Annotated in this window: 15 protein-coding genes and 1 tRNA gene; 7 read left to right on the top strand and 9 right to left on the bottom strand. The window is 44.0% G+C overall.

The features are described 5' to 3' along the window. Nucleotides 1–7: 7 nt before the first annotated feature. Together ACFQZS_RS12225 and ACFQZS_RS12220 are read right to left on the bottom strand one after the other, a co-directional pair. Nucleotides 8–817, bottom strand: coding sequence for an SDR family oxidoreductase (locus ACFQZS_RS12225; RefSeq protein ID WP_377100602.1), 810 nt, complete (start codon nt 815–817; stop codon nt 8–10). Nucleotides 818–936: 119 nt separating this feature from the next. Then, a complete protein-coding gene (locus ACFQZS_RS12220) occupies nt 937–3,246 on the bottom strand; it encodes a glycoside hydrolase family 31 protein (RefSeq protein ID WP_377100601.1) in 2,310 nt (769 codons plus the stop codon). 200 nt (nt 3,247–3,446) lie between these two features. Here ACFQZS_RS12220 and ACFQZS_RS12215 point away from each other — a divergent pair, with 200 nt between their 5' ends. Beyond that, nucleotides 3,447–3,746, top strand: coding sequence for a putative quinol monooxygenase (locus tag ACFQZS_RS12215; RefSeq protein WP_377100599.1), 300 nt, complete (start codon nt 3,447–3,449; stop codon nt 3,744–3,746). Between the two features lie 2 nt (nt 3,747–3,748). Here the strand turns inward: ACFQZS_RS12215 and ACFQZS_RS12210 are convergent, their stop codons facing one another. The 4 genes from ACFQZS_RS12210 to metG all read right to left on the bottom strand — a co-directional run bounded on the left by ACFQZS_RS12210 (nt 3,749) and on the right by metG (nt 7,135). Further along, on the bottom strand, nt 3,749–4,156 hold the full coding sequence (locus tag ACFQZS_RS12210) for a VOC family protein (protein WP_377100597.1): 408 nt from the start codon (nt 4,154–4,156) through the stop codon (nt 3,749–3,751). 15 nt (nt 4,157–4,171) lie between these two features. Next, nucleotides 4,172–4,711 carry a DUF4199 domain-containing protein gene (locus ACFQZS_RS12205; protein ID WP_377100595.1) on the bottom strand — a complete coding sequence of 180 codons (540 nt, stop codon included), beginning with the start codon at nt 4,709–4,711 and terminating at the stop codon, nt 4,172–4,174. A gap of 184 nt (nt 4,712–4,895) precedes the next feature. After that, nucleotides 4,896–4,967 (bottom strand) — tRNA-Arg (locus tag ACFQZS_RS12200). Nucleotides 4,968–5,074: 107 nt separating this feature from the next. Further along, the gene (gene metG / locus ACFQZS_RS12195; protein WP_377100593.1) at nt 5,075–7,135 is read right to left on the bottom strand and encodes a methionine--tRNA ligase; all 2,061 of its coding nucleotides are present in this window, start codon (nt 7,133–7,135) and stop codon (nt 5,075–5,077) included. A 333-nt stretch (nt 7,136–7,468) separates the two neighbouring features. Between metG and ACFQZS_RS12190 the strand changes: the two genes are divergently transcribed. After that, nucleotides 7,469–8,392 (top strand): S66 peptidase family protein, encoded by a 924-nt coding sequence (locus ACFQZS_RS12190; RefSeq protein WP_377100591.1) that lies wholly within the window; start codon nt 7,469–7,471, stop codon nt 8,390–8,392. 110 nt (nt 8,393–8,502) lie between these two features. Here ACFQZS_RS12190 and ACFQZS_RS12185 read toward each other — a convergent pair whose 3' ends face one another. Both ACFQZS_RS12185 and ACFQZS_RS12180 read right to left on the bottom strand, forming a co-directional pair. Continuing rightward, nucleotides 8,503–10,044: a SusD/RagB family nutrient-binding outer membrane lipoprotein gene (locus ACFQZS_RS12185; RefSeq protein WP_377100589.1), complete on the bottom strand. Its 1,542-nt coding sequence runs from the start codon at nt 10,042–10,044 to the stop codon at nt 8,503–8,505. Between the two features lie 10 nt (nt 10,045–10,054). Continuing rightward, a complete protein-coding gene (locus ACFQZS_RS12180) occupies nt 10,055–13,288 on the bottom strand; it encodes a SusC/RagA family TonB-linked outer membrane protein (RefSeq protein WP_377100587.1) in 3,234 nt (1,077 codons plus the stop codon). A gap of 184 nt (nt 13,289–13,472) precedes the next feature. Here ACFQZS_RS12180 and ACFQZS_RS12175 point away from each other — a divergent pair, with 184 nt between their 5' ends. The 4 genes from ACFQZS_RS12175 to ACFQZS_RS12160 all read left to right on the top strand — a co-directional run bounded on the left by ACFQZS_RS12175 (nt 13,473) and on the right by ACFQZS_RS12160 (nt 18,457). Beyond that, the gene (locus ACFQZS_RS12175; RefSeq protein WP_377100585.1) at nt 13,473–13,805 is read left to right on the top strand and encodes a PadR family transcriptional regulator; all 333 of its coding nucleotides are present in this window, start codon (nt 13,473–13,475) and stop codon (nt 13,803–13,805) included. 19 nt (nt 13,806–13,824) lie between these two features. Further along, nucleotides 13,825–15,453 carry a PspC domain-containing protein gene (locus ACFQZS_RS12170; RefSeq protein WP_377100583.1) on the top strand — a complete coding sequence of 543 codons (1,629 nt, stop codon included), beginning with the start codon at nt 13,825–13,827 and terminating at the stop codon, nt 15,451–15,453. A gap of 7 nt (nt 15,454–15,460) precedes the next feature. Further along, a complete protein-coding gene (locus ACFQZS_RS12165; RefSeq protein WP_377100582.1) occupies nt 15,461–15,688 on the top strand; it encodes a hypothetical protein in 228 nt (75 codons plus the stop codon). A 177-nt stretch (nt 15,689–15,865) separates the two neighbouring features. After that, nucleotides 15,866–18,457 (top strand): TonB-dependent receptor domain-containing protein, encoded by a 2,592-nt coding sequence (locus ACFQZS_RS12160; RefSeq protein ID WP_377100580.1) that lies wholly within the window; start codon nt 15,866–15,868, stop codon nt 18,455–18,457. Nucleotides 18,458–18,541: 84 nt separating this feature from the next. Here the strand turns inward: ACFQZS_RS12160 and ACFQZS_RS12155 are convergent, their stop codons facing one another. Beyond that, entirely contained in the window at nt 18,542–21,034 is a 2,493-nt protein-coding gene (locus ACFQZS_RS12155) for a M14 metallopeptidase family protein (RefSeq protein WP_377100578.1), read from the bottom strand. A 310-nt stretch (nt 21,035–21,344) separates the two neighbouring features. Between ACFQZS_RS12155 and ACFQZS_RS12150 the strand changes: the two genes are divergently transcribed. After that, nucleotides 21,345–21,716, top strand: coding sequence for a VOC family protein (locus tag ACFQZS_RS12150; RefSeq protein ID WP_377100576.1), 372 nt, complete (start codon nt 21,345–21,347; stop codon nt 21,714–21,716). Nucleotides 21,717–21,874 lie beyond the last annotated feature (158 nt).

Below are 21,874 nucleotides of genomic sequence, written 5' to 3'. Positions count from 1 at the left end.
GGATTTGTTACTTTCCTAAAAACAAACCCGACATTTCTTTTCTCGATGCTTCGGCGCCTATTTGTAACCTTCGCTCATACATTTGCGCAGAATCGGCCCCGGCTGTGTAATGTACCCTGTCTTCACCATCGGTTGCAGCAGTATATATTACCCCGGCAATTTGAGCAGCGGTTGAGCCTTGTGTGGCAGGGTCCATCATTTTCTTTATTGCACCCATGCAATGATCCATCATCTCCTGGTAAGGTTCAGAACTGATAAACGCTATATTCTCGCCAAACGCTGTGCGGATATAGCCAGGTGCTACTGTTTTTATACCGATGTTAAAAGGAGCCAGTTCATAACTCATCCCTTCGCTCCAACCTTCTACCCCCCATTTCACCGCGTGGTACAAGCTGTTGAACGGAAAAGTAGTTAAACCGGCAATAGAAGTTACGTTAATAAATAAGCCACCCCCATTCTCTCTGAAATGAGGAACGAACGCTTTGGTAACTCTTATAGCCCCCAACAAGTTAGTATTAACCTGTTTTAACAACTGGTCATCGCTCACGCTTTCCAATGGGCCAACAGCCCCATAAGCGGCGTTATTAAGCACTACGTCTATCTTAAAATTGCTGATAATGGTGTCAACCGCGGCTTCTATCTGTTCATAGTTGGTTATATCCAGCGGTAAAACTGTAACCCTTTCTAGGCTTGCAAAATCCTTTGCTTTTTTAACGTCGCGCATGGTGGCAATTACGTTCCAGCCTTTGCTATGAAATAATTCTACTGCGGCTTTACCTAAGCCACTTGATGTTCCGGTGATGAATATTGTTTTCATGTTTTCTTTGTTTTAATTATATCACAAAGAAACATGTTACGCCAGGCCGCTACCTTGTTATAACGGTCAAACTACATTGCTTAAAAGGTCACGCAAATCTCGGTTTGCCGTAGTACTATTTACATACTAACGCTTAGTTCTTTTCCACTAAACGTTACTTTTTTGCTTGCGCTACCCGGTACAAGTTTAATAGTAAACTTTTGTGGCGCGGCATTTACATTGCCCGCATTTACGGCTCGTATGGTTATTTTTCTTTTGGCATTGTTCCACAAAATTTGTGTCTGAGTACCTTTTTCTTTTAAATAATCCTGGCTTATCCCGTCGTCGTTATAAAGGGTATAGTTACCATCGGCACCTGTAAATATTTTAAGCGTGGTGGGTTCATCCACTTTCTGCGCGGTGTATTGCCGTATCGGGTCCAGGGGAATAATGGCCCCGGCACGCACATAAATAGGCAAAACAGAGAGGTCCACTTGGCGAATTATGGTTTGCGCTCCTGTGCTTTTAATGTCGGTCCACCAATCATACCACAGCCCCTTTGGCAAATAAACCTGCCGGGATGTGACACCTTTTTTATATACCGGTGCAATCAGCATATCGCGGCCCCATAAAAACTGGTCTGCAGCGCTTCTGCATTTTTCGTCGTCAGGATAGTGCAGCCACATTGCCCGCATTAACGGCAACCCTGTTTTATAAGCCTGCCATGCCAATGTATAGTTATAGGGCAGCAACTGATAGCGCAGCTCATCATACTTTTTTACAACGGGTTCAATTTCGGGGTTATTTAGTTCTGATGCTAAAGGATGTACCCTTCCTTCAGGAGGCCCCAGGTTATTATCCCCCCATCCCCAGGGAAGCCGTGTTCGCCAGGTAACCCCATGGCTGCGGAATAATGGGTTAAAAGCCCCAAACTGGAACCAGCGGGCGTACAGTTCGCCGGTTAGTTCCGCGTTCGGAAAAAAGCCGCCAATATCTGTACCCCAATAGGGCCCAATGCTAATAGCATAATTTAATCCTACTGCTATCTGCGTTTCAAGCGTTTTCCATGACGATTCTGTATCGCCAGACCATACCCAGCCACCCCATTGCGCTATCCCGGGATAGCCGTTTCTTTGCAGGCTCCAGGGGCGAATATTGGGGGCGTACGATAATTGCCCCTGATAATAAAGCTGATGGCGTTTAATCCGCTCAAATAAGTTAAACCAATCACCTTCGTCCGGCCAAAAGGCATCGGCACCGGCCTTCATTACAGGCACATGCTCATTCCAGTAGCTTTGTATATGAGATCCATCAACCGTTTCGCCCTGTTTCGCCGGGATATTACCGTGCAGGTTGGGTAGTTTATCCCTGTCCCAGGGCACCATGTGCAGTACAACTTTAACATTGCGCGCGTGCATGTCGTCCAGAACTTCTGCAGGCGCGCGCTTAAATACTGCCGGGTTAAATTCAAATGACGGCTGTTGTTTGTTCCAGCCGCGCGGGGTAAAGCCTGTACCCAGGTAGATAACAGCGTCAACCGGTATTTTTTTTGTGCGGAAGGTATCAACTATACCCACCATCTGTTTATCGTCCTGCAAAGTGCGGTGCGATTGCATGTAACCCAGCGTCCATTTAGGCGGCAGCACAGCAGGACCGGTAATGGTTGAAAAGTTCTTTACAAAAACCGCCGGATCATGCGCGTCAAATACAAATACATCATACAAACCCGGTATAATTTTATCAATAGGCGGCAGGCCCTTACCCAAATTTAAACCCTGGTTACTTAATGTTTGCGGCTGGCCCTCTTTTCCACTTGGCTTCCACGGAATAAAAACACCTTTATCTGCCGCTGTCAAATCAACCTCAACCCAAGGCGTAGCGGCAAATATGGCCCAGTTACCCGGACTAACCAGCAACGCCACCGGATTACGCGAGCCATAGGCATCGCGCTGCCAGCGGGGCTGCATTTTATAGTATCTCCGCCTCCTGTCATACTGAACAGGGAGTGCGCGCCAGTCAGCTCCTTTTTCGGGTTCCTGTCCTCCTTCGCCCAACCCAAACACCGGCCCATTGTTTAAATTGAACGACAGATTACCGTTTGTTGCAAAGTTTATTTTTTGAACAAGGGCACCCTTGCTATTAAAAATGGTAACTGTTAATGGTGATGCAGTAACAGTTACTTTTAAATTGCCCACCATTTTACTTATCGGAGCGGTAATATTTGTAATGCTTAGTGCAGGTTCGCCGTAAGCACGATCAACAATAGAAGGGTTATCCGGAAAGCGCTGTTTATAGGATACGGGCTTTAAAGTTATTCGGATACTGCTTTTACCCGCTGATCTTATTTCCAGGCGGCCGGGCTGACTGTTAACTTGTATTTGCTGGGCAACTACCTCGCAACAGCAGCATACTATACCTATAAAGCATATAAAAGCGCTCACTTGTTTCATAATTGATTGGCGTATAATGCAGTCACCAAATTACACAATATTTCATTTAATTCTACAATGTTTACTGCTGAGCCTTATGTGTTGTTCTGTAAATCAGTTCCGGACATCCAAACTGAGGAGTTTGGAACATTTGCTTAATAAACGTAACGATGTTGTAACTATATTGCGCCCTTATTAAGCAGCATAATAATCCAATATAAATGGAACAAAAACCTATAACAGTATTTGCCCGGTGGCAGGTAAAAGAAGGCCACCTTGATAAGGTATTAAACCTGTTTACAGAATTAGTAGAACAAACCCGCCAGGAAGAAGGCAACCTGTTTTATACCGTACACCAATGCAATACAGAGCCCCATACATTTATGTTGTATGAGGCTTATACAAATGAAGCAGCCGTTGCCGCGCACCGCGCGTCTGCACATTTTCAGGCTATTGCTCTTGGTCAAATAATCCCGGTGTTAGAAAACCGTGAGGTGATTTTGGCAACACAGTTGTTTTAGACTTAGCCTGCTGCGCCGTCCTGATCAAAACCTTCATCAACAGGTTCCCAAAGCTCTATAACATTGCCTTCCGGGTCCAATATGTGTACAAACTTGCCATAATCATAGGCTGATATTTCATCAACGATGGTTACACCGTCTTTTTTAAGCTCCCCCACCAGTGCCGCCAGATCTTCTACCCGGTAATTGATCATAAAAGGCTTTTCTGATGGATTGAAATATTTGGTGTTAGCCGGAAACGTGCACCACGCTGTAGTTCCTTTTTTTGATGGGTCATCTTCCTGCCGCCACTCAAACGTAGCGCCATAGTCGCCGGCGGCTATTCCCAGGTTTTTGCTGTACCACTCGTTCATACCTTTAGGGTCATCGCATTTAAAGAATATGCCACCCAGGCCTGTTACTTTTTTCATGTTTTGATTTGTTACTTATTGAGCTGAACCAGCCGTTTTGGTTTTCTTTTTAAGGATAAGCGCCGCTAACAGCGACATCAGTATGCCTACGGGAGCCACCTCCGCGTAGGTGAACATTGCCCGGTAAGCCGTGTTTGTTTTATATGTCTGCATCATCTCCGTCATCTCGGCCGACTGCTTTTGTATTTCTGCCGCGCTAACTCCGCTTTGTTTCATTTCGGCTATGGCTTGCGCCTGGTATTTATCGCCAAAATCTGGCACAAAATATCTAAAGTCAATCTCCCAAACCACCACATACAGTGTTGAAGCAATAAGTGCTATCAATAGCCCAATACCCAGCGCCTTGCCAAATGTGATCTGACCGTTGCCCTGCGTATCACGATAGTTTTTAACAGCAACAAAGATCAATGAGAATGCCACTATCATGGTAGCATAGCCCAATATCATCCGGGTGTTCAGGCTTAAACTATTGCTAAACACACTCTCGCTAAGCACACCCCACGATACGCTTATCGCACCTGCTATTAATCCGTAGATCCAAACTATCTTTTTCATTTTTTGGTTTTAAATATGCCTCAAAATTGAATTAATAACGGCTAATTTCAGTCATACTTTTGGGTGATTTTGTATGAAATATTAGCATTGGGTAATTATTGTTGAGTCTAATATACTAAATATCGATGTCATTAATTACAAAACAAAAAAGCCTTTAGATTTCCATCCAAAGGCTTCAATTTTGTGGTCCCGACGGGAATCGAACCCATATCTAGAGTTTAGGAAACTCCTATTCTATCCGTTGAACTACGGGACCATACGATGTGCAGATTTGCGAATGTGCAGATATGCAGATTAACGCTGCAAATGTGCAAATTATAGCCGGATAACCAAAAAACATTTGCACATCCGCATATTTGAACATCAGCGTACCACCGATCCGTTGCTGAAATCATTCACTGGGGCAACAAATGTTAATTTGCCTTCGGCGTTCTCGGCCATCAGTATCATGCCTTGCGATGTGATACCTTTTATATCGCGCGGCTCCAGGTTTACCAGTATGCTTACCTTTTGGCCAATGATGGCTTCAGGTTCAAAATACTCCGCAATGCCTGATACTACCGTACGCTGGTCAATACCCGTATCAATGGTTAGCTTAAGCAGCTTCTTGGTTTTGGCCACCTTTTCGGCGGTTAGTATGGTGCCGGTGCGTATATCCATAGCGGCAAAGCTTTCGTAGTTGATGTTTTCTTTAGCCGGGGCTACCGGTACTTCTTCTACCACTACAGCTGCTTCCTTTTTGTTATTTAACTTTTCTATCTGCTTATCAATCACATCATCTTCTACCTTTTCAAACAACAATGCTGCGGCGTTAAGCTGATGTCCATTGCTGAATACCAGTTCCTCATCAAAAGTAAATTGCTCCGGCAGGTTCAGCATGCCAAATATTTTTTTGGCGGTTGCGGGTAAAAATGGTTGCAGGCAAGTGGCCAAATGCCCTATAATAAACAGGCAGTTGTGCAGGGCATCGCGTGCATCGTCCGGGTTGGTTTTAATGGTTTTCCAGGGCTCTTTATCGGTTAGGTATTTGTTGCCTAAACGCGCTATATCCATAACCGACTGCAAGCCCTGCCTAAAGCGATAGTTCTTAAGGCTGCTATCCAAAGCATCATAAAATATCCCTATCTCGTCATTTAAATAGCCATCTGTCAGTTTAATATCACCCTCTACCTTGCCCCCGTAAAACTTGTGCATCAGTATCATTACACGATTTACAAAGTTGCCCAGTATGGCCACCAGTTCGTTATTTACGCGGGCCTGGTAATCTTTCCAGGTAAACTCGCTATCACTGGTTTCTGGTAAAATAGAGGTAAGCACATAACGCAGCTCGTCCTGCTTACCCGGAAACTCCTCCAGGTACTCGTGCAGCCAAACCGCGTGGTTGCGTGAGGTGGATAGCTTATCGCCTTCCAGATTCAAAAACTCATTAGCGGGTACATTTTGCGGCAACACGTAATCGCCATGGGCATGCAGTATGGATGGGAAAATAATACAATGAAAAACAATGTTATCCTTACCTATAAAATGGATCAGGCAGGTGTCGTCAGCTTCGTTCTCTTGCTTCTTCCAGTACAGCTGCCAGTCTTTGCCTTTATCAATTGCCCATTGCTTGGTGGCAGATATATAGCCTATAGGCGCGTCCATCCAAACGTAAAGCTTTTTACCTTTCGCTTCTTCTAATGGCACATCTATACCCCAATCCAGGTCGCGGGTCATTGAGCGGGGTTGCAGGCCCGATTTAAGCCATGATTTGCACTGCCCGAAAACATTCACTTTCCACTCGCCTTCCTTTTGGTCTATCCATTGCTCCAGCCAGGGCTGGTACTTATCTAAAGGCAGGTACCAATGCTTGGTAGCCTTTAAAACGGGTGGCTTGCCGCTCAGGGTTGATATGGGGTTGATCAGATCTGTTGGATTTAGCGATGTTCCGCAGCGTTCGCACTGATCGCCGTAGGCGTTATCGTTATGGCAGTTGGGGCAGGTACCTATAATATACCTATCCGCTAAAAACTGCTGGAAATCTTCATCAAAATACTGCTCAGAAAACTGCTCTACAAACTCGCCCTTCTCATATAAATTCAAAAAGAACTCCTGCGACAAGTCGTGATGTATAGGGGCCGACGTGCGGTGGTAAATATCAAAACCTATCCCAAAATCCTCAAAGCTTTGCTTTATCTGCTGGTGATACTTATCAATAATGGCCTGCGGTGTAGTGCCTTCCTTTTTTGCTTTTATAGTGATGGCCGCTCCATGCTCGTCAGACCCGCAGATGTATACTACATCTTTCTTTTTAAGGCGAAGAAAGCGCACAAAGATATCAGCCGGCAAATACGCGCCTGCCAGGTGCCCTATGTGCAAGGGGCCGTTGGCGTAGGGTAGTGCCGAAGTAATTGTATAGCGTTTAAAATTATCTAATTGCGACATAAGCTGCAAAGATAACTATTTTACCTCCAAACGCTACCCCAAACTATCGCAGGTGGTAGCAGCAAACACGGCCGCATGCGGCCGTGTTTGTCCCGCGTGTGTGTGAGACAAAATGAGACAAGGTGGGACAAGATTTTCAGTAATCAGTTGGCAGTTAGTAGTTTGCAGTTTTGGGTTGGGACAAAGTGAGACTACTTATTCGTCAGGAAAATTAGCTGTAAATATTGCTTAAATTGCTGACTATCAGCTATACTATAAAAGTCGGTTTTTTTGTCCCACCGGGATGGAGCGACGGCTACTATTTTTAATGCCAAAGTTTTATTAATATTGAACATGCACAAAACAGGTATTGCCGCTATACAGCCACCCTATTTAAAAAAAGGCGATAAAATTGCCATTACCTGCCCCGCTAAGAAGTTGCCTGCACCCATGACGGATGCTGTAAGCCTGCTACAATCGTGGGGTTTAGAGGTGGTTTTGGGCGATACAGTTACGGCATCGTATCACCAGTTTGCGGGTGATGATGACTTGCGGGCCGCAGATATGCAGCGCTTTATTGATGATGACAGCATTAAGGCCATAATAGCCGCGCGTGGGGGCTACGGCACCATCCGCATGATTGATAAGGTTGATTTTAGTGCTTTGCAGCAAAACCCTAAATGGCTGGTTGGCTTTAGCGATATCACGCTCTTGCACTCGCATTTGCTTACCAATTACAACTTGCAAACCATACACGGGCAAATGCCCATGAATATTCCCGATGCTTCTGCCCGCTCATTGCAAACCTTGCATAAAGCCTTATTTGGCGGCGAACTTAAATATGAGTTTAAGCAAAATACCCCCGGCATAAACGGAAAAGCCAAAGGTACCTTAACCGGCGGCAATTTAAGCTTGCTGATAGCGGCGCTTGGCTCAGCATCAGATGTTGACTATGCCGGCAAAATACTTTTTATTGAAGATGTAGGCGAATACCTGTACAGTGTAGACCGTATGATGCATACACTTAAACGCGCCGGAAAATTGAAAAACCTTGCCGGCCTTATAGTGGGTGGTTTTACTGGCGTAAAAGATAATGACATTCCCTTTGGGCAAACCGTGCCCCAGATTGTTATGGATGTTGTTGCCGGATATAATTACCCGGTTTGCTTTGATTTTCCGGCAGGGCACATACCTGATAATTGCGCGTTAGTAATGGGAGCAACATTAAATCTATCTGTTAACCAGGATCAGGTTACGGCAACTTACTTTACTAAATAATCTTCCCTTCATCGGCTTTAAATAGCACATTTACGCGCTTTCTAAAAATATACCGCATAAAAAAACCCGCCCGAATATTCGGGCGGGTTTTTGTTTTAAAAAAGCTTATACTATAACAAAGGGTGTTTAGTATCCCACCAAACCGGTGCGTAAATAACTTTTAACCCTGGGTAGTTTGTATTTGTTGTAGACTCAGTAGCCGGGTATAACATACGCAATGGCATTCTAACACCGCCTATTACAGATGCTGCTGATTTTACAAAGAAGGTTGGGTAACCTGTTCTGCGCCATTCTGTCCATGCTTCAAAGCCCTGGAAACCACACATAGCAAAATACTTTTGAGTGATGATAGATTTAATCTTATCCTCTTCGGTACCGATTGTCAAAGGCGTCACAAACTGGGTAACGTTTCCAGCAACACCAAGATAGGTATCAGCGTCGCCTGCTGTTAAACCTACCGAAGTAAAGCTTGCTCTAACGCCGTTGGTGTATAAAGTTGCAAGAACCTGGCCTGCAGGAGCCCAATTTCTGGCTACGGCTTCTGCCTGAAGGAACCAGCTTTCTGCCGCGGAGATAAATTTAACCGGCGCTGTAGCTGATGCGGAGTTGCTTGCACGACCACCTACTAATGGAGAAGGCGGAGACACAGTTTTACCGTTGTTAGCACCTGCTGCATAAGTACCCTGCGCAATTGAACGGTCTGTTTTAGCAGTCGCGTCAACCGGAAGCAGATCGTAAAACTTAGCAACACGAGGGTCAGAGTTAGCATCAAACTGAGCAACAGCAGTTGTACTGGCCACAATGTTTTGTACCCTGTTCAAACCTACCATTTCGTTATACAACGGGTTTTCATTTCCACCTGTGCTTAGGTATTTGATTGAAGCGTCAACCGTAAGAAACGAATAAGTTGTAACGCCTCCTGTGGTTACAGCAGCCGCAGTATAAGCAGCTTGCACTTGGGCTTTAGCTTTTACAGCATCAATGTAAGCCAGCCTTAAGCCAGCCTTTAATCTAAGTGTATTGGCAAATGCTTTCCAGTTGGCAACGCTTCCTGAAAATACAAGGTCCTGCGCACCCGGAGATGCAGAAGCGCTGGCATTCATTAAAGCCAAACCTCTGTCAATATTGTAAAACACACTATCGTATACTACGCTTTGCGCATCATAATGGGGGTTTCTAAAAAGCTCTGACTGCAACGCTTCTTTAACAGGCACATCGCCAAAAGCATCAGTAGTTACCTGCAACGTGTATGCTTTCATTAAGTGAGCAATACCCCTGGTATAAGCAATACCCGCATCGTTACTCTTGGTAATCAAATCTGCGTTTACCAACGCGCCACGGTATAGAATATTCCAGGCTCTGTCTGAAGCGGTAGCAGCAGGGTTGTATTGATCTACTGTACGATACTGAGAAGACGTTGGATTTTGCGTCCAGTATTGGGCCCAGATATTTCCGTTGATCTGGAAAAAGTTGCCCATAATTTGTCCTGTAGCAGCTTGCGATGCCGGCAAAAGTAAATTTGGTGCAGCACTATCAGGGCTGTTTGGATTGGTATTTACATCCAAAAACTTTTTACAACCTGATAAAGACACGGCCGCGATAACTACCGTTAACAGGACCTGCTTTGTATTAAATAAATATTTTCTTTTCATGATGTTTAAATTAGAATGTTACTCTTACGTTAAAGCCATAGTTACGTACAGATGGCTGTGCGGTAAAATCTAAACCTTGCTCGTTAGTAGCACCACCTGAGTTAATTTCAGGGTCAATGTACGCGTTTGATTTTGGTGTCCACATAAACAAGTTGTTACCGAATACACCTACTGATACGCTATTAAACGGCAGCGATTTAAAGTCCGATTTAGCGAACGTATATGATATACCCGCGCTACGTAATTTAACATATGATGCGTCGATAATGTTCTGACCAGGAGCAAGAGCAGAAAAATAATCCTGCTTGCTATAATTTACAGCATTAGCACCTGTGTTTACCACAGTGTTGCCACCAGAAATGTACACTGAATTAGGGAAAGGCTGGCCGTATCTTACACCACCGGTTTCTTTAGATACACCCACGAAAGCAAGGATATCCTTAGTTCTTGAGTACATTTTACCACCTTGTTTGGTATCAAATAAGAAGTTAACATTCAACTTTCTTTTGAAAGTTATGCTACCACCAAATGATCCCTGGTATTTAGGGTTATAGCTACCTAAATATTGAGCAACGGTAGTTTTTAAAGGTATACCGGTTGTAGCAGAAACAATTGTACGTCCCTGTGCATCGGTTTGATTAGTTATACCGTAGAACTGACCATTAAGTCTGTTTTTGGCAGCAACAATACCCATACCACCAAATCCACCAATAGTGATCTGGTCAACGCCATCAGGCAAATCCATAACTATGTTACGGTTTTGAGTGTAAGTAGCAAATAATTCAACATTAATATTGCTTGATCTAACAACCGTACCGGTTAAAGCTAACTCTACACCGTGGTTTTTAACCCGGCCGGCGTTTACTATAGCAGCGCCATAACCTGTTGAGTTAGGAATTGGAACTGACAGGATCTGGTTTTTTGAATCAGCTTCATAATAGGTAAAATTAATACCAAATCTGCTGTCAAAGAAAGACAAATCGGTACCAATTTCCATTGCTGTGGTAATTTCAGGTTTCAGGTTAGGGTTACCAATTGTGGCACCTGCCTGTAAAGCGGCAACGTTACCAAACGGAAACAATGTACTACCAAAGTTACTTGTAACAGTACCTTTTGCAAAGGTAGTTAGCAACCTGTAAGGGTCGGTATCATTACCAACCTGCGCCCAGCTTGCACGTACTTTACCTGAACTTAAGATGCTATTGGTGCCAATTAATTCGCTAAACGCAAATGAAGTATTCACACTTGGGTAAAAGAATGAATTGTTTGCTTTTGGCAAAGTTGATGACCAGTCGTTACGACCTGTAGCCTCTAAGAATAAGAAATTTTTGTATGACAAGTTTAAGTCGGCATATAAACCTACAATTCTTCTAACGGTCCATGAATCGCCTGTAGCAACAGGGCCATTACTGTTAGCCAGGTTGTACCAGTTTGGAACAACTAAACCAGCGCTGGCATTTGTTTGCGCAATAAGAGTATATGTATTACGCTGACGAATGTTATTACCTACTAATAATGATCCTTTAAAATCGCTGCTGAACGAATGTTTAGCAGTAACCATGAAATCGTTATTTAACTCAGTAACACCGTATTGATCAATTTCATAACCACCGTTACTAACCTGAGTGCTACCGTTACTAACGGCATCAACCGGGGTGAAAGAGTATTTAGGTGTGATAACTCTTCTGCGTTCGCTGTAAGTATCAATACCTAAACGGTCTGTAACGTTTAACCACGTTGTTGGTTTGTATTCAAGGTTAACGTTACCGGTTATCCTGTTAAGCTCATCATCGTTGCTGAATTTATCCAGTACGAAATAAGGGTTTAAGGTGTATGAACCATAATAACCATATTTATTAGCCTGTACAACACCTTTATAATCTGTAAAGCCAAAAGCGTTATACGGATTGGTAAGGTCTTTTAACTGAGGCAAAGGAATATCTCTTGGCGTTTGCAGCACCATGTCAAATACAGAGTTGTCATTTTGACCACCCGCAACCTGACGTGAGCTTATTTTATTGTAATTGAAAGATATACCGGCGGTAAATTTATCGCTAAAATCAGTTTTGCCGTTAAACCTTACACCATATTTGTTATAAACGTCTTGATTGCCTGGATAAACACCGTCTGAATTCAGGGTATTTAAAGCCATGAAGAAGGTAGATTTATCGTTACCACCAGAGAAGTTAACGTTGTTGTCGGTTGCAAAACCACCAACAAAGAAATCTCTCACGTTGTTCTTTTGTGCTTCCCAGTTTTTAATACGCTTAACAGGTGTGCCACTGCCAACGTCAATTGCCTGGCCCCAGGCTTGTGGCTTACCATCAAATGGCCTGCCCCAGCTCCAGTTTTCTTGCGTGTCAGTACCATAATCCGGTACACCATTGGCATCAAATTCGTTTATGTAACCCTGTCCGTATTCGTTTTGAAACTCAGGTAATCTAAGTATAGAAGAGAATACGTTTGAAGTGTTGAAAGAAACTGTTGTTTTACCTTTTTTACCGCTTTTAGTTACGATCTGGATAGCGCCGTTTGCCGCTCTTGAACCGTAAAGTGCAGCTGCACCAGGGCCTAATAACGGCGTAATGCTTTCAATGTCATCAGGGTCAATATCATTCGCGCGGTTACCAAAGTCAACGCTTGAGCGGCTATCGGCACCACCTGTAACGCTTGAGTTATCTACCGGCACACCGTCAACAACTATTAAAGCCTGGTTATTACCGGCAACTGATGTACCACCACGGAAAACGATACGGGTTGAACTACCCGGAGTGTTTGAAGTAGAGGTAATGTTGGCGCCTGGTATACGACCGGTTAAAGATGTAAGCGCGCTTGCGTTTCCGCCTTGCACCAATACATCGCCGCTAATTGTAGGGGCAGAGTAGCCCAGTGATCTTCTTTCGCGGGCAATGCCTTGTGATGTTACAACAACTTCGCTTAACTGCTGGTAATTTTGAGTCAGAGTAACGTTAACAACGCTTTTACCGGCTACAGACACCTCTTGCGGTGTATAAGCTACAAAAGAAATTGTTAGTACTGCATTATCTGGTGCAGAAAGGGAGAATTTACCACTGGCATCGGTGGCTACACCAATATCAGTACCCTTGATTTTTACTGTTGCTCCCGGGATGGGTAGGCCGTCGTCTTTGGCCGTAACCGTACCAGTAACTGTACGGTTTTGTGCAAATACTTGTGTTACACATAACACCAGCACACACAAACTTACTAGTAGAAGTTTTTTCATGTGTTAAATAATAAGATCAGTTAATAGTTAATTAATCATAAAAGTAGTGTTACATTATTGAATTCACAAATAATTTAGTAAAAACAGCAAAAAAAAATCCGATTTATTCAGTTAATTAAAAATATTTTAATTATTTCAGTACTATGTATTGCATAATACATTTTAAAACATATATCTTTGTATCATGATCGCAGAGAACACACAAACACAAATGCGTAAGGGTATATTGGAATATTGTATACTCTCTATCATCGCCCGCGATGAAACCTACGCCTCTGATATAATTGCCGAACTAAAGAAAGCCCAGTTGCTTGTAGTTGAAGGCACCTTATATCCGCTATTAACGCGCCTTAAAAACAACGGGCTGCTAACTTATAACTGGGTTGAATCCACTTCAGGGCCGCCGCGAAAGTACTACGCACTGAGCGACGAGGGGCGAAAAGTGCTTGAACAGTTAGATACTACCTGGAACGAACTGGTTTTTGCCGTACAAACCGCTGTTGGAAAAAATATTTAAACCCTGAAAAAATTGCATCATGAATAAAACTATCATAATAAACATAAACGGCATTGTCTTTCATATTGAGGAGGATGCTTACGAGGTGCTTAAAAGCTACATGACAGATGTTAAGCGCCATTTTTTAAACTCGGCGGATAGCCTGGAGATCACCACGGACATTGAGAACCGCATTGCTGAAATGTTCTCTGAAATGCTTAGCCGCGAAAACAGGCAGGTTATTGTAGAGGCCGACATTAAAGCCGTTATTAACCAGATGGGAACCGTTGAAGATTTTGAACATGCCGATGAGGAAGACGCTGTTCCAAACCCGCGCCGGGATACCTATGACCATACCGGCACACGCGCGCTGTTTCGCGATCCTGACGATCATCTGGTTGCAGGGGTTTGCGCCGGGCTGGGCAACTACTTTAATATCTCGGCCATCTGGATCAGACTACTATTTGCGCTAACCGCGTTTTTTGGCGGCCTGGGTATAGTGTTATATCTAATTTTATGGATAGTAGTACCTAAAGCTACCAGCCGCGCAGACCGCATGGCCATGAAAGGCGAAAAACTTACGTTACAGGGCTTTAAAAACAACCTGGAAGAGGAAATGAGCTCCGTAAAAGGCCGCATGGACAGCTTTAGAAACGAGGCCAAACCTTTCATTTATAAGCTAAGAGATTTTATAGAGGAATTCTTTTTCCTGCTGGGTCGTTTTTTCAGAACCACGGGTAAACTCCTCATAAAAATATTGGGCATATTTATTTTGCTTGATCTTTTTGCCATGGCCATTGCCATGATAGTTGTACTGGCCATGGTATTGATATGGAACACCGGCCAGTTTGAAATATTTCCGTTTACTATAGTTGATAATGAGTACGCTAACTGGATCTATATTTCCGTATTCCTGGTGGCGTTCATCCCCGTGCTTGCTATTATATTGCTTATTTTAAAGGCTATATTCAATACACAATCCATCAGCCGTTCATCTGCAATGGTAATGTTAACGGTATGGCTTTTTGCAATTGGCACGGGCTTGTACTATGGCACCAAGGTTGCCAAAGGTTTTCGCTCTTCGGCAAGTTTTACGCAAACATCGCCCTTGCTTAAATCATCAAACAACACCTACTATCTAAAATTAAACAACATTAAATACCTTACCGGCGAAGACAGCACGCGTTTAGATATCAAACCCGGCTTTAACGGTACTATTAACGTTGGCGATGATGACTTTGAACGTAATGAACCGAACAACATTTCCATCAACATAGAAAAAAGCGATGTTGCGCAACCTGTGTTAGTGCAAACTTACAGTTCAAAAGGCAGCAGCTATGAAAGTGCATTAGTTAACGCCCGCGGAACACGCTACCAGTTTAATCAACAGGATTCTGTATTGACATTTGACAGACGCTTACAACGCGTGCACGGCACTTCATGGCATGACCAGGATGTACACCTTACATTAAAAGTACCGTTAAACGCGGTAGTTGTTATTGATAACGAAATAGACCAATATATATGGGGTGTTGATTTGTATAAATGCAAAGAAGACAATAATAAACCAGACGCCGAGCGCGCCGCATTTACCATGACCCTTAATGGCCTGGAATGCAAGATTGATACCCTTGTTACCCTACCTGATAACCTGAAACGCGTAAAATAATTCAAAAATGTTTACCGCATATTTTAAATATATAAGCCTGCTGTTAATCAGCGGGCTTATATTAACCTTTTACCGCGCTACTTTGCCGGCAATCCATATCGGCCTTAAAAGCCTCAATGCGGTTAGCATTATTAAAGCAGGCGAGAAGCATCACTTTTCGCTGCTTAATGACGTTATATTGCCTTTTTTCCCTGTATTAAACAAAGGCGAATTGCTCTCCGGCAATAAAAAGTGAAATTCTTTGTAACCTGCCCCCCTGTTTTTGCATCTTAATGTAAAATGCGCGTAAATGCGCAACGATAACTAACAGCCACCGGCTTGTACGGCGGTTTAATCAACTTAATACATTAACAATAGCTTAAAAAAGAAAGCAATTTCTTTTACAGGAACTTTTTTGCCAAAACTCAGGGAAATGAAAAAACTTTTTACTTCAATATATACAATCGCTATCCTTACGTTTATATGCACGGGCATGGCGCATGCGCAAACATCAAAAATAACGGGCGCGGTTAAAGACGCGGCCGCCAAACCGGTTGAATTTGCAACAGTTAGTTTATTACGGGCAACCGACTCGGTAATTGTAAAAGGCACTTTAACCGATGATAAAGGTGCTTACTTTTTTGATAACGTAGCTAAAGGCAGCTATGTAATTAAAACCACATCGGTTGGCTATGCCAACGGATTAAGCAAAGCGTTTACTTCCGAAGGTTCTGAACAGATAACCGCGCCACTTATAACCATGACCGAAGCCGCCCGAAACCTGGGCGCGGTTAACGTAACCGCCGCAAAACCTTTAATAGAACGCAAGGTTGACCGCACCGTAATGAATGTGGAGAACAGTATTCTGGCGGCCGGCAATACGGCCATGGAGATACTGGAACGTGCGCCGGGCGTTACCGTTGATAAAGATGACAATATTAGTTTGCGGGGCAAGCAGGGCGTTACGGTAATGATCAATGATAAGCTTACTTATCTTTCGGCGGCACAATTGGCTACGCTATTGCGTTCTACGGATGGTAATACTATTTCAACCATCGAGATCATAACCAATCCATCAGCCAAATACGATGCTGCGGGTAACTCGGGCATCATCAATATCAAGCTTAAAAAGAACAAGCAAAAAGGCACTAATGGCAGTCTTTCAGCCGGTGTTTCGCGCGGAAGAGGCAACCGCGATGCTACCAGCCTTAACATTAACCATAAAAACGGTCCGCTTAATATTTTTGGAACGATAAGCCGTGGCGACAATAACCGCTACCGGGATATGACCATAAGCAGGGTTGTTGCTAATCCTGATACCCCATTTTTTGATCAGTCGACAAAAATGCCTTCGTTTAGTTATTACAACAACTTTAACATAGGTGCCGATTTAGAAACAAGCGCCAACCACACAATTGGCGTAGTTGCCAGCGGCTACAGTAACGGCGGGCGCGACATTAACGATAACCGGACAGACAGAAACTCGCCTTCACGCCAGTTATTAGCTTATTTAACCACAGGATCTGTTATTGACAACCGTTATAAAAACCTGGCTTTTAACGTTAACGACAGACTTAAGTTAGACACATTGGGCCAGGAACTGGCTATGGATCTGGATTATTCTAAATTTACCAATAACTCTGTTGCAGAATATAATACATTCTATTTTAAACCCAATGGCAGCGCAGATCCTACTAAACCAGGCGCGAAAGTACTGCGTAATCAATCCCCGTCAAGCATAGAGATTTACTCCGGGAAAGCAGATTACAGCAAACCCCTTAGTAAATTATGGAAAATGGAAGCCGGCCTAAAATTCAGCAGCGTTAAAACTGATAACGACCTGCGGGCACAGATATTAAAAAGCGGCAGCTTTATTAATGATGTAACCCGCACTAACCGTTTTGTTTATACCGAACAAATTGCAGCGGCTTACACCAATGTTAACTATCAATTTAAAAATGGCTCGGTACAGGTTGGTTTACGTGCAGAGAATACAGAATCAGACGCAGACCTGGTAAGTACAAACCAGCGTATTAAACGCAGCTACCTCAACTTTTTCCCAAGTGTGTTTATAAACCATTCCTTAGGTAAAAAGAATGATCTTGGGGTTTCATACAGCCGCCGCATTGATCGCCCCAACTACGGCGACCTGAATCCTTTTGATTATTATCTGGACGATTATACTTTTATGAAAGGCAACTCGTTCCTGAAGCCCCAGTATACCAACAATTACGAGTTAACTTATACGTATAACAAAACCATCAATGTAAGCCTGAATTATAGCCTCACCACTGATGTAATTACGCAGCTTATATTGACAGATGGAAACAAAACCTATCAAACCAATGAGAATTTGCGTACGCAGGAAAGCTATGGCATAAACATATACTCGCCATTTACCATTACCAAATGGTGGACAGGCAACGCCAACTTTAACGGGTTTTATCTTGGTTTTAAAGCCAACGGTTTGATAGGCGGCAATGTTGATAACGGGCAGCGTGCCTTTACGTTCCGCTCAACACAAAACTTTACTGTAGCTAAGTTCCGGGCGGAAATATCAGGTAATTATCGCTCAGCCTTAACCTATGGGATATACCACTTATTTCCTCAATATTCTATTGATGCAGGGGTTAGCCGCCAATTTGCTAATAAAAAGCTAAACGTAAAGGTTTCTTTGAGCGACATATTTAATACCCTAAGGAATGACCTCAACAGCACAGAGCTAGGTAATGATTTCAAGATCAGACAAAAAGCCGATACGCGCGTTTTCCGTATTAACTTAACCTACAACTTCGGCAGCACCAACATAAAAGCAAGGCAACACCGCAGCGGTGCCGAAGCCGAGAAAGGACGTGTTAGCAGCGGGAATTANCAGTGGGCAGTGGGCAGTGGGCAGTGGGCAGTGGGCAGTGGGCAGTGGGCAGTGGGCAGTGGGCAGTGGGCAGTGGGCAGTGGGCAGTGGGCAGTGGGCAGTGGGCAGTGGGCAGTGGGCAGTGGGCAGTGGGCAGTGGGCAGTGGGCAGTAAAAAATGCGCTTTAACAAAAGTTGTTTGCATTGTTAAAAAAACACTGCAAACAACTAACTGAAACCTGCCAACTGCCAACTGAAATCACTGGCCCACCATAAACACAGCATTGCTAAACAGCAGTTTGCCATTCTCCCAAAAACCGCGGAACAAGGGGTCGTCAACCATATACACTACCGAGCCCCGGCCCATGTTTTGTACGCCAAACAGCAAGCCGCCTTTGTTTAGTTTTTGCTTGCTCTTATTGCCCACCAGGCCGGCCACATAGGCGTCCTTTTTTATGGTGGCAACGTTCCAGCCATCGTCAAGCAGGCCGTATAGGCTGTCATCCAGCTTTAGGGTGTAATAAAAATCGGGATATCCAAAAGCCAGCGGGTGGGTATTATCCAGATCAACCTTATAAATTGCACCTGCTACATTGGTGTTAAACGCGTCGCGCTGCCGGTCTTCGTACAGTTTCACTTCTGGTTTATCCTTCTTTTTGCCGGCATCAAGGCTATCCACATCTTTAATAGCAAAGCCCTGTTTTTCTGTAAGCTGTTTTATAGCGCTGCCCATGGCTATTAGCTTGCCGCCCTCCTTCACCCAATCTGCTATTCGCTCCGACTTAAAATCTTCATACTGCCCATCCGGAAGGATGATCACATTAAAATCGGCCAGCTTAACCTTTCCTATATCATCATGCCGTACTATGGTGATCGGGAAACCTATCTGCTGATCAAAAAAGTGCCATACCTCGCCCATATTCTCCGCGGCCACCCCATTACCTGCAATTACCATTATTTTAGGCGGTTTAATATACCGCACCACGTTAGAGCCAAGGTCGGCGCCCTTCTCCACAAATCCCGAAGAAAGCGGCATAGGTTTCCGGCCAAACTTAGCGGCTGTGCGCTTTATCAATTCGTCCAGGTCGGGGCGGTCATTTCCTGCCTTTGCTATTATTAAGGATCCGGCGGCACACTGCTGCCCGTTTACAGCGAATGACCGCTCAGAGAACCGGATCTTTATTTTTTCGTTGAGCAGCGCTGCCAGGAATTTTACATCCTCAACAGATCTCCACGGACTTATATAAGCATACGCCCCTGTGCCGGTTTGTTCTTTAGCGGGTTTAACCGCATTGGGGGCCGCGATGGGTAAAGCATCTTTTATACCATAAGTGTGCAAACCATAAACATAGGGTAATGACCATGCGGTAATATCGTAAGTGTTTGAATCGGCCACCAGGGTTTTAGGCTCAAACAACACATTTAGCAATACAGATTTAGGCTGATAGGCGCTGATCACCATATCTTTGGCACCTATGCTTCCCTGCGCGTTCTTCCCTGTAAAATAATCAAACCCTGTAAAGTTTCCCTTGCCTCCTATACGATACCGGATACCGTTGTTGTTAAGCAGTTTGCCCAGGGCAGCAAAATTGTCTTCGTTATCGTTTTTAATAACATAGGTCTTAAAATCATCCGTTGGCGCAGCAGCAGCACTGTCAAAGTATTTTTTAAACTCCTGTACCACTTTAGGCGCGTTTTCTGCCGCGGTTTCAATAGTGCTTAAACTATTGGAATGGTGATGGGTGATGCGTTCGGTAAGGGTAAGCACATCGCCGGTGCGTGTTGTAACCGCTAAACCGGCACCTATACCGCCCTGCTCATAGGTTAAGCCTATAGAACCGTTATAAATGGGATAGGTATCGCCGTAGGATGGATAAAGCAGGTCAAACTCTTCTTTGGTAAAATAAAGCCACCCTGCCTGGTCAAAATACCGGGCATTATTTTTACCAATGGTTATTTGAAACTCCTTCTGCCAATCGGTTATTACCCGGTGAAAAGGTTGCGCGGCCGGGGCAAAATAATAGGGCGAGTTATAACCCTGCTCATGAAAATCTACATGTATTTGCGGCAGCCATTTGTTATACAAGGCCATACGTTCCTGCGTCTCCTTCTGTATCTGCCATGCCCAGTCGCGGTTAAGGTCAAAGTAATAGTGGTTAACTCTTCCACCCGGCCATACTTCATTATGCTCGCGCGATGTTGGGTCGGTATTCGGTGTTACTCCTTTTACCGAATTATAGTAGTTAACATAGCGCTCGCGCCCATCAGGGTTTAGGCAGGGGTCAATTACCACTACCGCGTTTTTAAGCCAGGCCTGTGTGCGCTGGTTGGCGGGGTTAGCCATATCATACAAAGTTTGCATGGCCGCCTCGCTTGATGATGGCTCGTTGCCGTGTACATTATAACTAAACCAGATTATAACCGGGGTGTTGGCGCTTGCCGTTTCGCTTTTATCCAATCCGGCCAATCGCAGGTTATTTGCCCTTATGCTTTCCAGCTTGCCAATATTTTCGGCAGATGCAATAAACATCGCAATAAGCGGCCGCCCCTCGTTGGTTGTGCCGTACTGCACCAGCTTAACCTGCTTTGAGGCGCTGGCCACGTATCTGAAATAATCAGTAATACGGTGATGGCTGGTAAACTGCGCGCCCAGCTTATACCCCAAAAACTCATCGGGCGATTGCAATTTTTGAGCTTGTAACGCTGTGAAACAGAATGCGCAAAGCAGAAAGCAGATTATTTTTTTTAACATAGGCGGGACTTGGCAGAAACTAATTTAGAGATAAAAAACGGGAAGAAAAAACGGGGGTTAGCGATAGTATGACGGCAATAGCTTCTTTACGCTATATAAGTTGCAATCTTTATTACCCGAAAGAAAGGTTTGTCATGTTGAGCGATAGCGAAACATCTTATACGCTTTACTAAACTTGCGGCCGGGCAACCCGTTACCTATCCGTTTTATAAGATCCTTCGCTATCGCTCAGGATGACAACGTTTCTGTATGTCTGAAACCCGTCGCTATATGATGCAATGAATTCACTAAGTTTGCTCAACCAATTATCATGCAGCACAACGCCATCTCCCTCCGCCCGTTCATCGGCTCAAAAGATTTTGAAGTATCACGCGCATTTTACCGCGACCTGGGTTTTGAAGAAACGGTGATAGACAATGGTATGTCGGTATTTAAAACGGGAGGGCTTGCTTTTTATTTGCAGCGTTACTATGCTAAAGACTGGATAGAAAACACCATGTTGTTTTTAGAGGTTGATGATGTTGACCGGTATTATAACGAATTGGAAGCGCTGGATTTGCCCGGCAAATACCCTGGTGTAAAACTCACTGCCATACGTAATGAAGTTTGGGGGCGTGAATGTTTTTTGCATGACCCATCAGGTGTATTATGGCACTTTGGGGAGTTTAATAAGGAACGATAGTAGATATTGTAATTGCGAGGAACGAAGCAATCGCGAACTTAGCATAGAGGACTTTCTCCGTGCGATTGCTTCGTTCCTCGCAATTGTAAAGGTCAGATAATTCGGTAACAGATTAGCTTTACAAACCAAAGCTAAGAGTTATGCGCATTAACACGAAT

The sequence above is a fragment of the Mucilaginibacter calamicampi genome (assembly GCF_042676765.1).
Classification (GTDB): domain Bacteria; phylum Bacteroidota; class Bacteroidia; order Sphingobacteriales; family Sphingobacteriaceae; genus Mucilaginibacter; species Mucilaginibacter calamicampi.
The sequence above is the reverse complement of the archived record's forward strand: the minus strand, read 5'-3'. Positions and strand labels throughout refer to the sequence as shown.

Excerpts from the sequence above, each read along its gene's own strand:
- ACFQZS_RS12225 (WP_377100602.1), bottom strand. The coding sequence starts at position 817 with ATGAAAACAATATTCATCACCGGAACATCAAGTGGCTTAGGTAAAGCC.
- ACFQZS_RS12220 (WP_377100601.1), bottom strand. The coding sequence starts at position 3,246 with ATGAAACAAGTGAGCGCTTTTATATGCTTTATAGGTATAGTATGCTGC.
- ACFQZS_RS12215 (WP_377100599.1), top strand. The coding sequence starts at position 3,447 with ATGGAACAAAAACCTATAACAGTATTTGCCCGGTGGCAGGTAAAAGAA.
- ACFQZS_RS12210 (WP_377100597.1), bottom strand. The coding sequence starts at position 4,156 with ATGAAAAAAGTAACAGGCCTGGGTGGCATATTCTTTAAATGCGATGAC.
- ACFQZS_RS12205 (WP_377100595.1), bottom strand. The coding sequence starts at position 4,711 with ATGAAAAAGATAGTTTGGATCTACGGATTAATAGCAGGTGCGATAAGC.
- metG (WP_377100593.1), bottom strand. The coding sequence starts at position 7,135 with ATGTCGCAATTAGATAATTTTAAACGCTATACAATTACTTCGGCACTA.
- ACFQZS_RS12190 (WP_377100591.1), top strand. The coding sequence starts at position 7,469 with ATGCACAAAACAGGTATTGCCGCTATACAGCCACCCTATTTAAAAAAA.
- ACFQZS_RS12185 (WP_377100589.1), bottom strand. The coding sequence starts at position 10,044 with ATGAAAAGAAAATATTTATTTAATACAAAGCAGGTCCTGTTAACGGTA.
- ACFQZS_RS12180 (WP_377100587.1), bottom strand. The coding sequence starts at position 13,288 with ATGAAAAAACTTCTACTAGTAAGTTTGTGTGTGCTGGTGTTATGTGTA.
- ACFQZS_RS12175 (WP_377100585.1), top strand. The coding sequence starts at position 13,473 with ATGATCGCAGAGAACACACAAACACAAATGCGTAAGGGTATATTGGAA.
- ACFQZS_RS12170 (WP_377100583.1), top strand. The coding sequence starts at position 13,825 with ATGAATAAAACTATCATAATAAACATAAACGGCATTGTCTTTCATATT.
- ACFQZS_RS12165 (WP_377100582.1), top strand. The coding sequence starts at position 15,461 with ATGTTTACCGCATATTTTAAATATATAAGCCTGCTGTTAATCAGCGGG.
- ACFQZS_RS12155 (WP_377100578.1), bottom strand. The coding sequence starts at position 21,034 with ATGTTAAAAAAAATAATCTGCTTTCTGCTTTGCGCATTCTGTTTCACA.
- ACFQZS_RS12150 (WP_377100576.1), top strand. The coding sequence starts at position 21,345 with ATGCAGCACAACGCCATCTCCCTCCGCCCGTTCATCGGCTCAAAAGAT.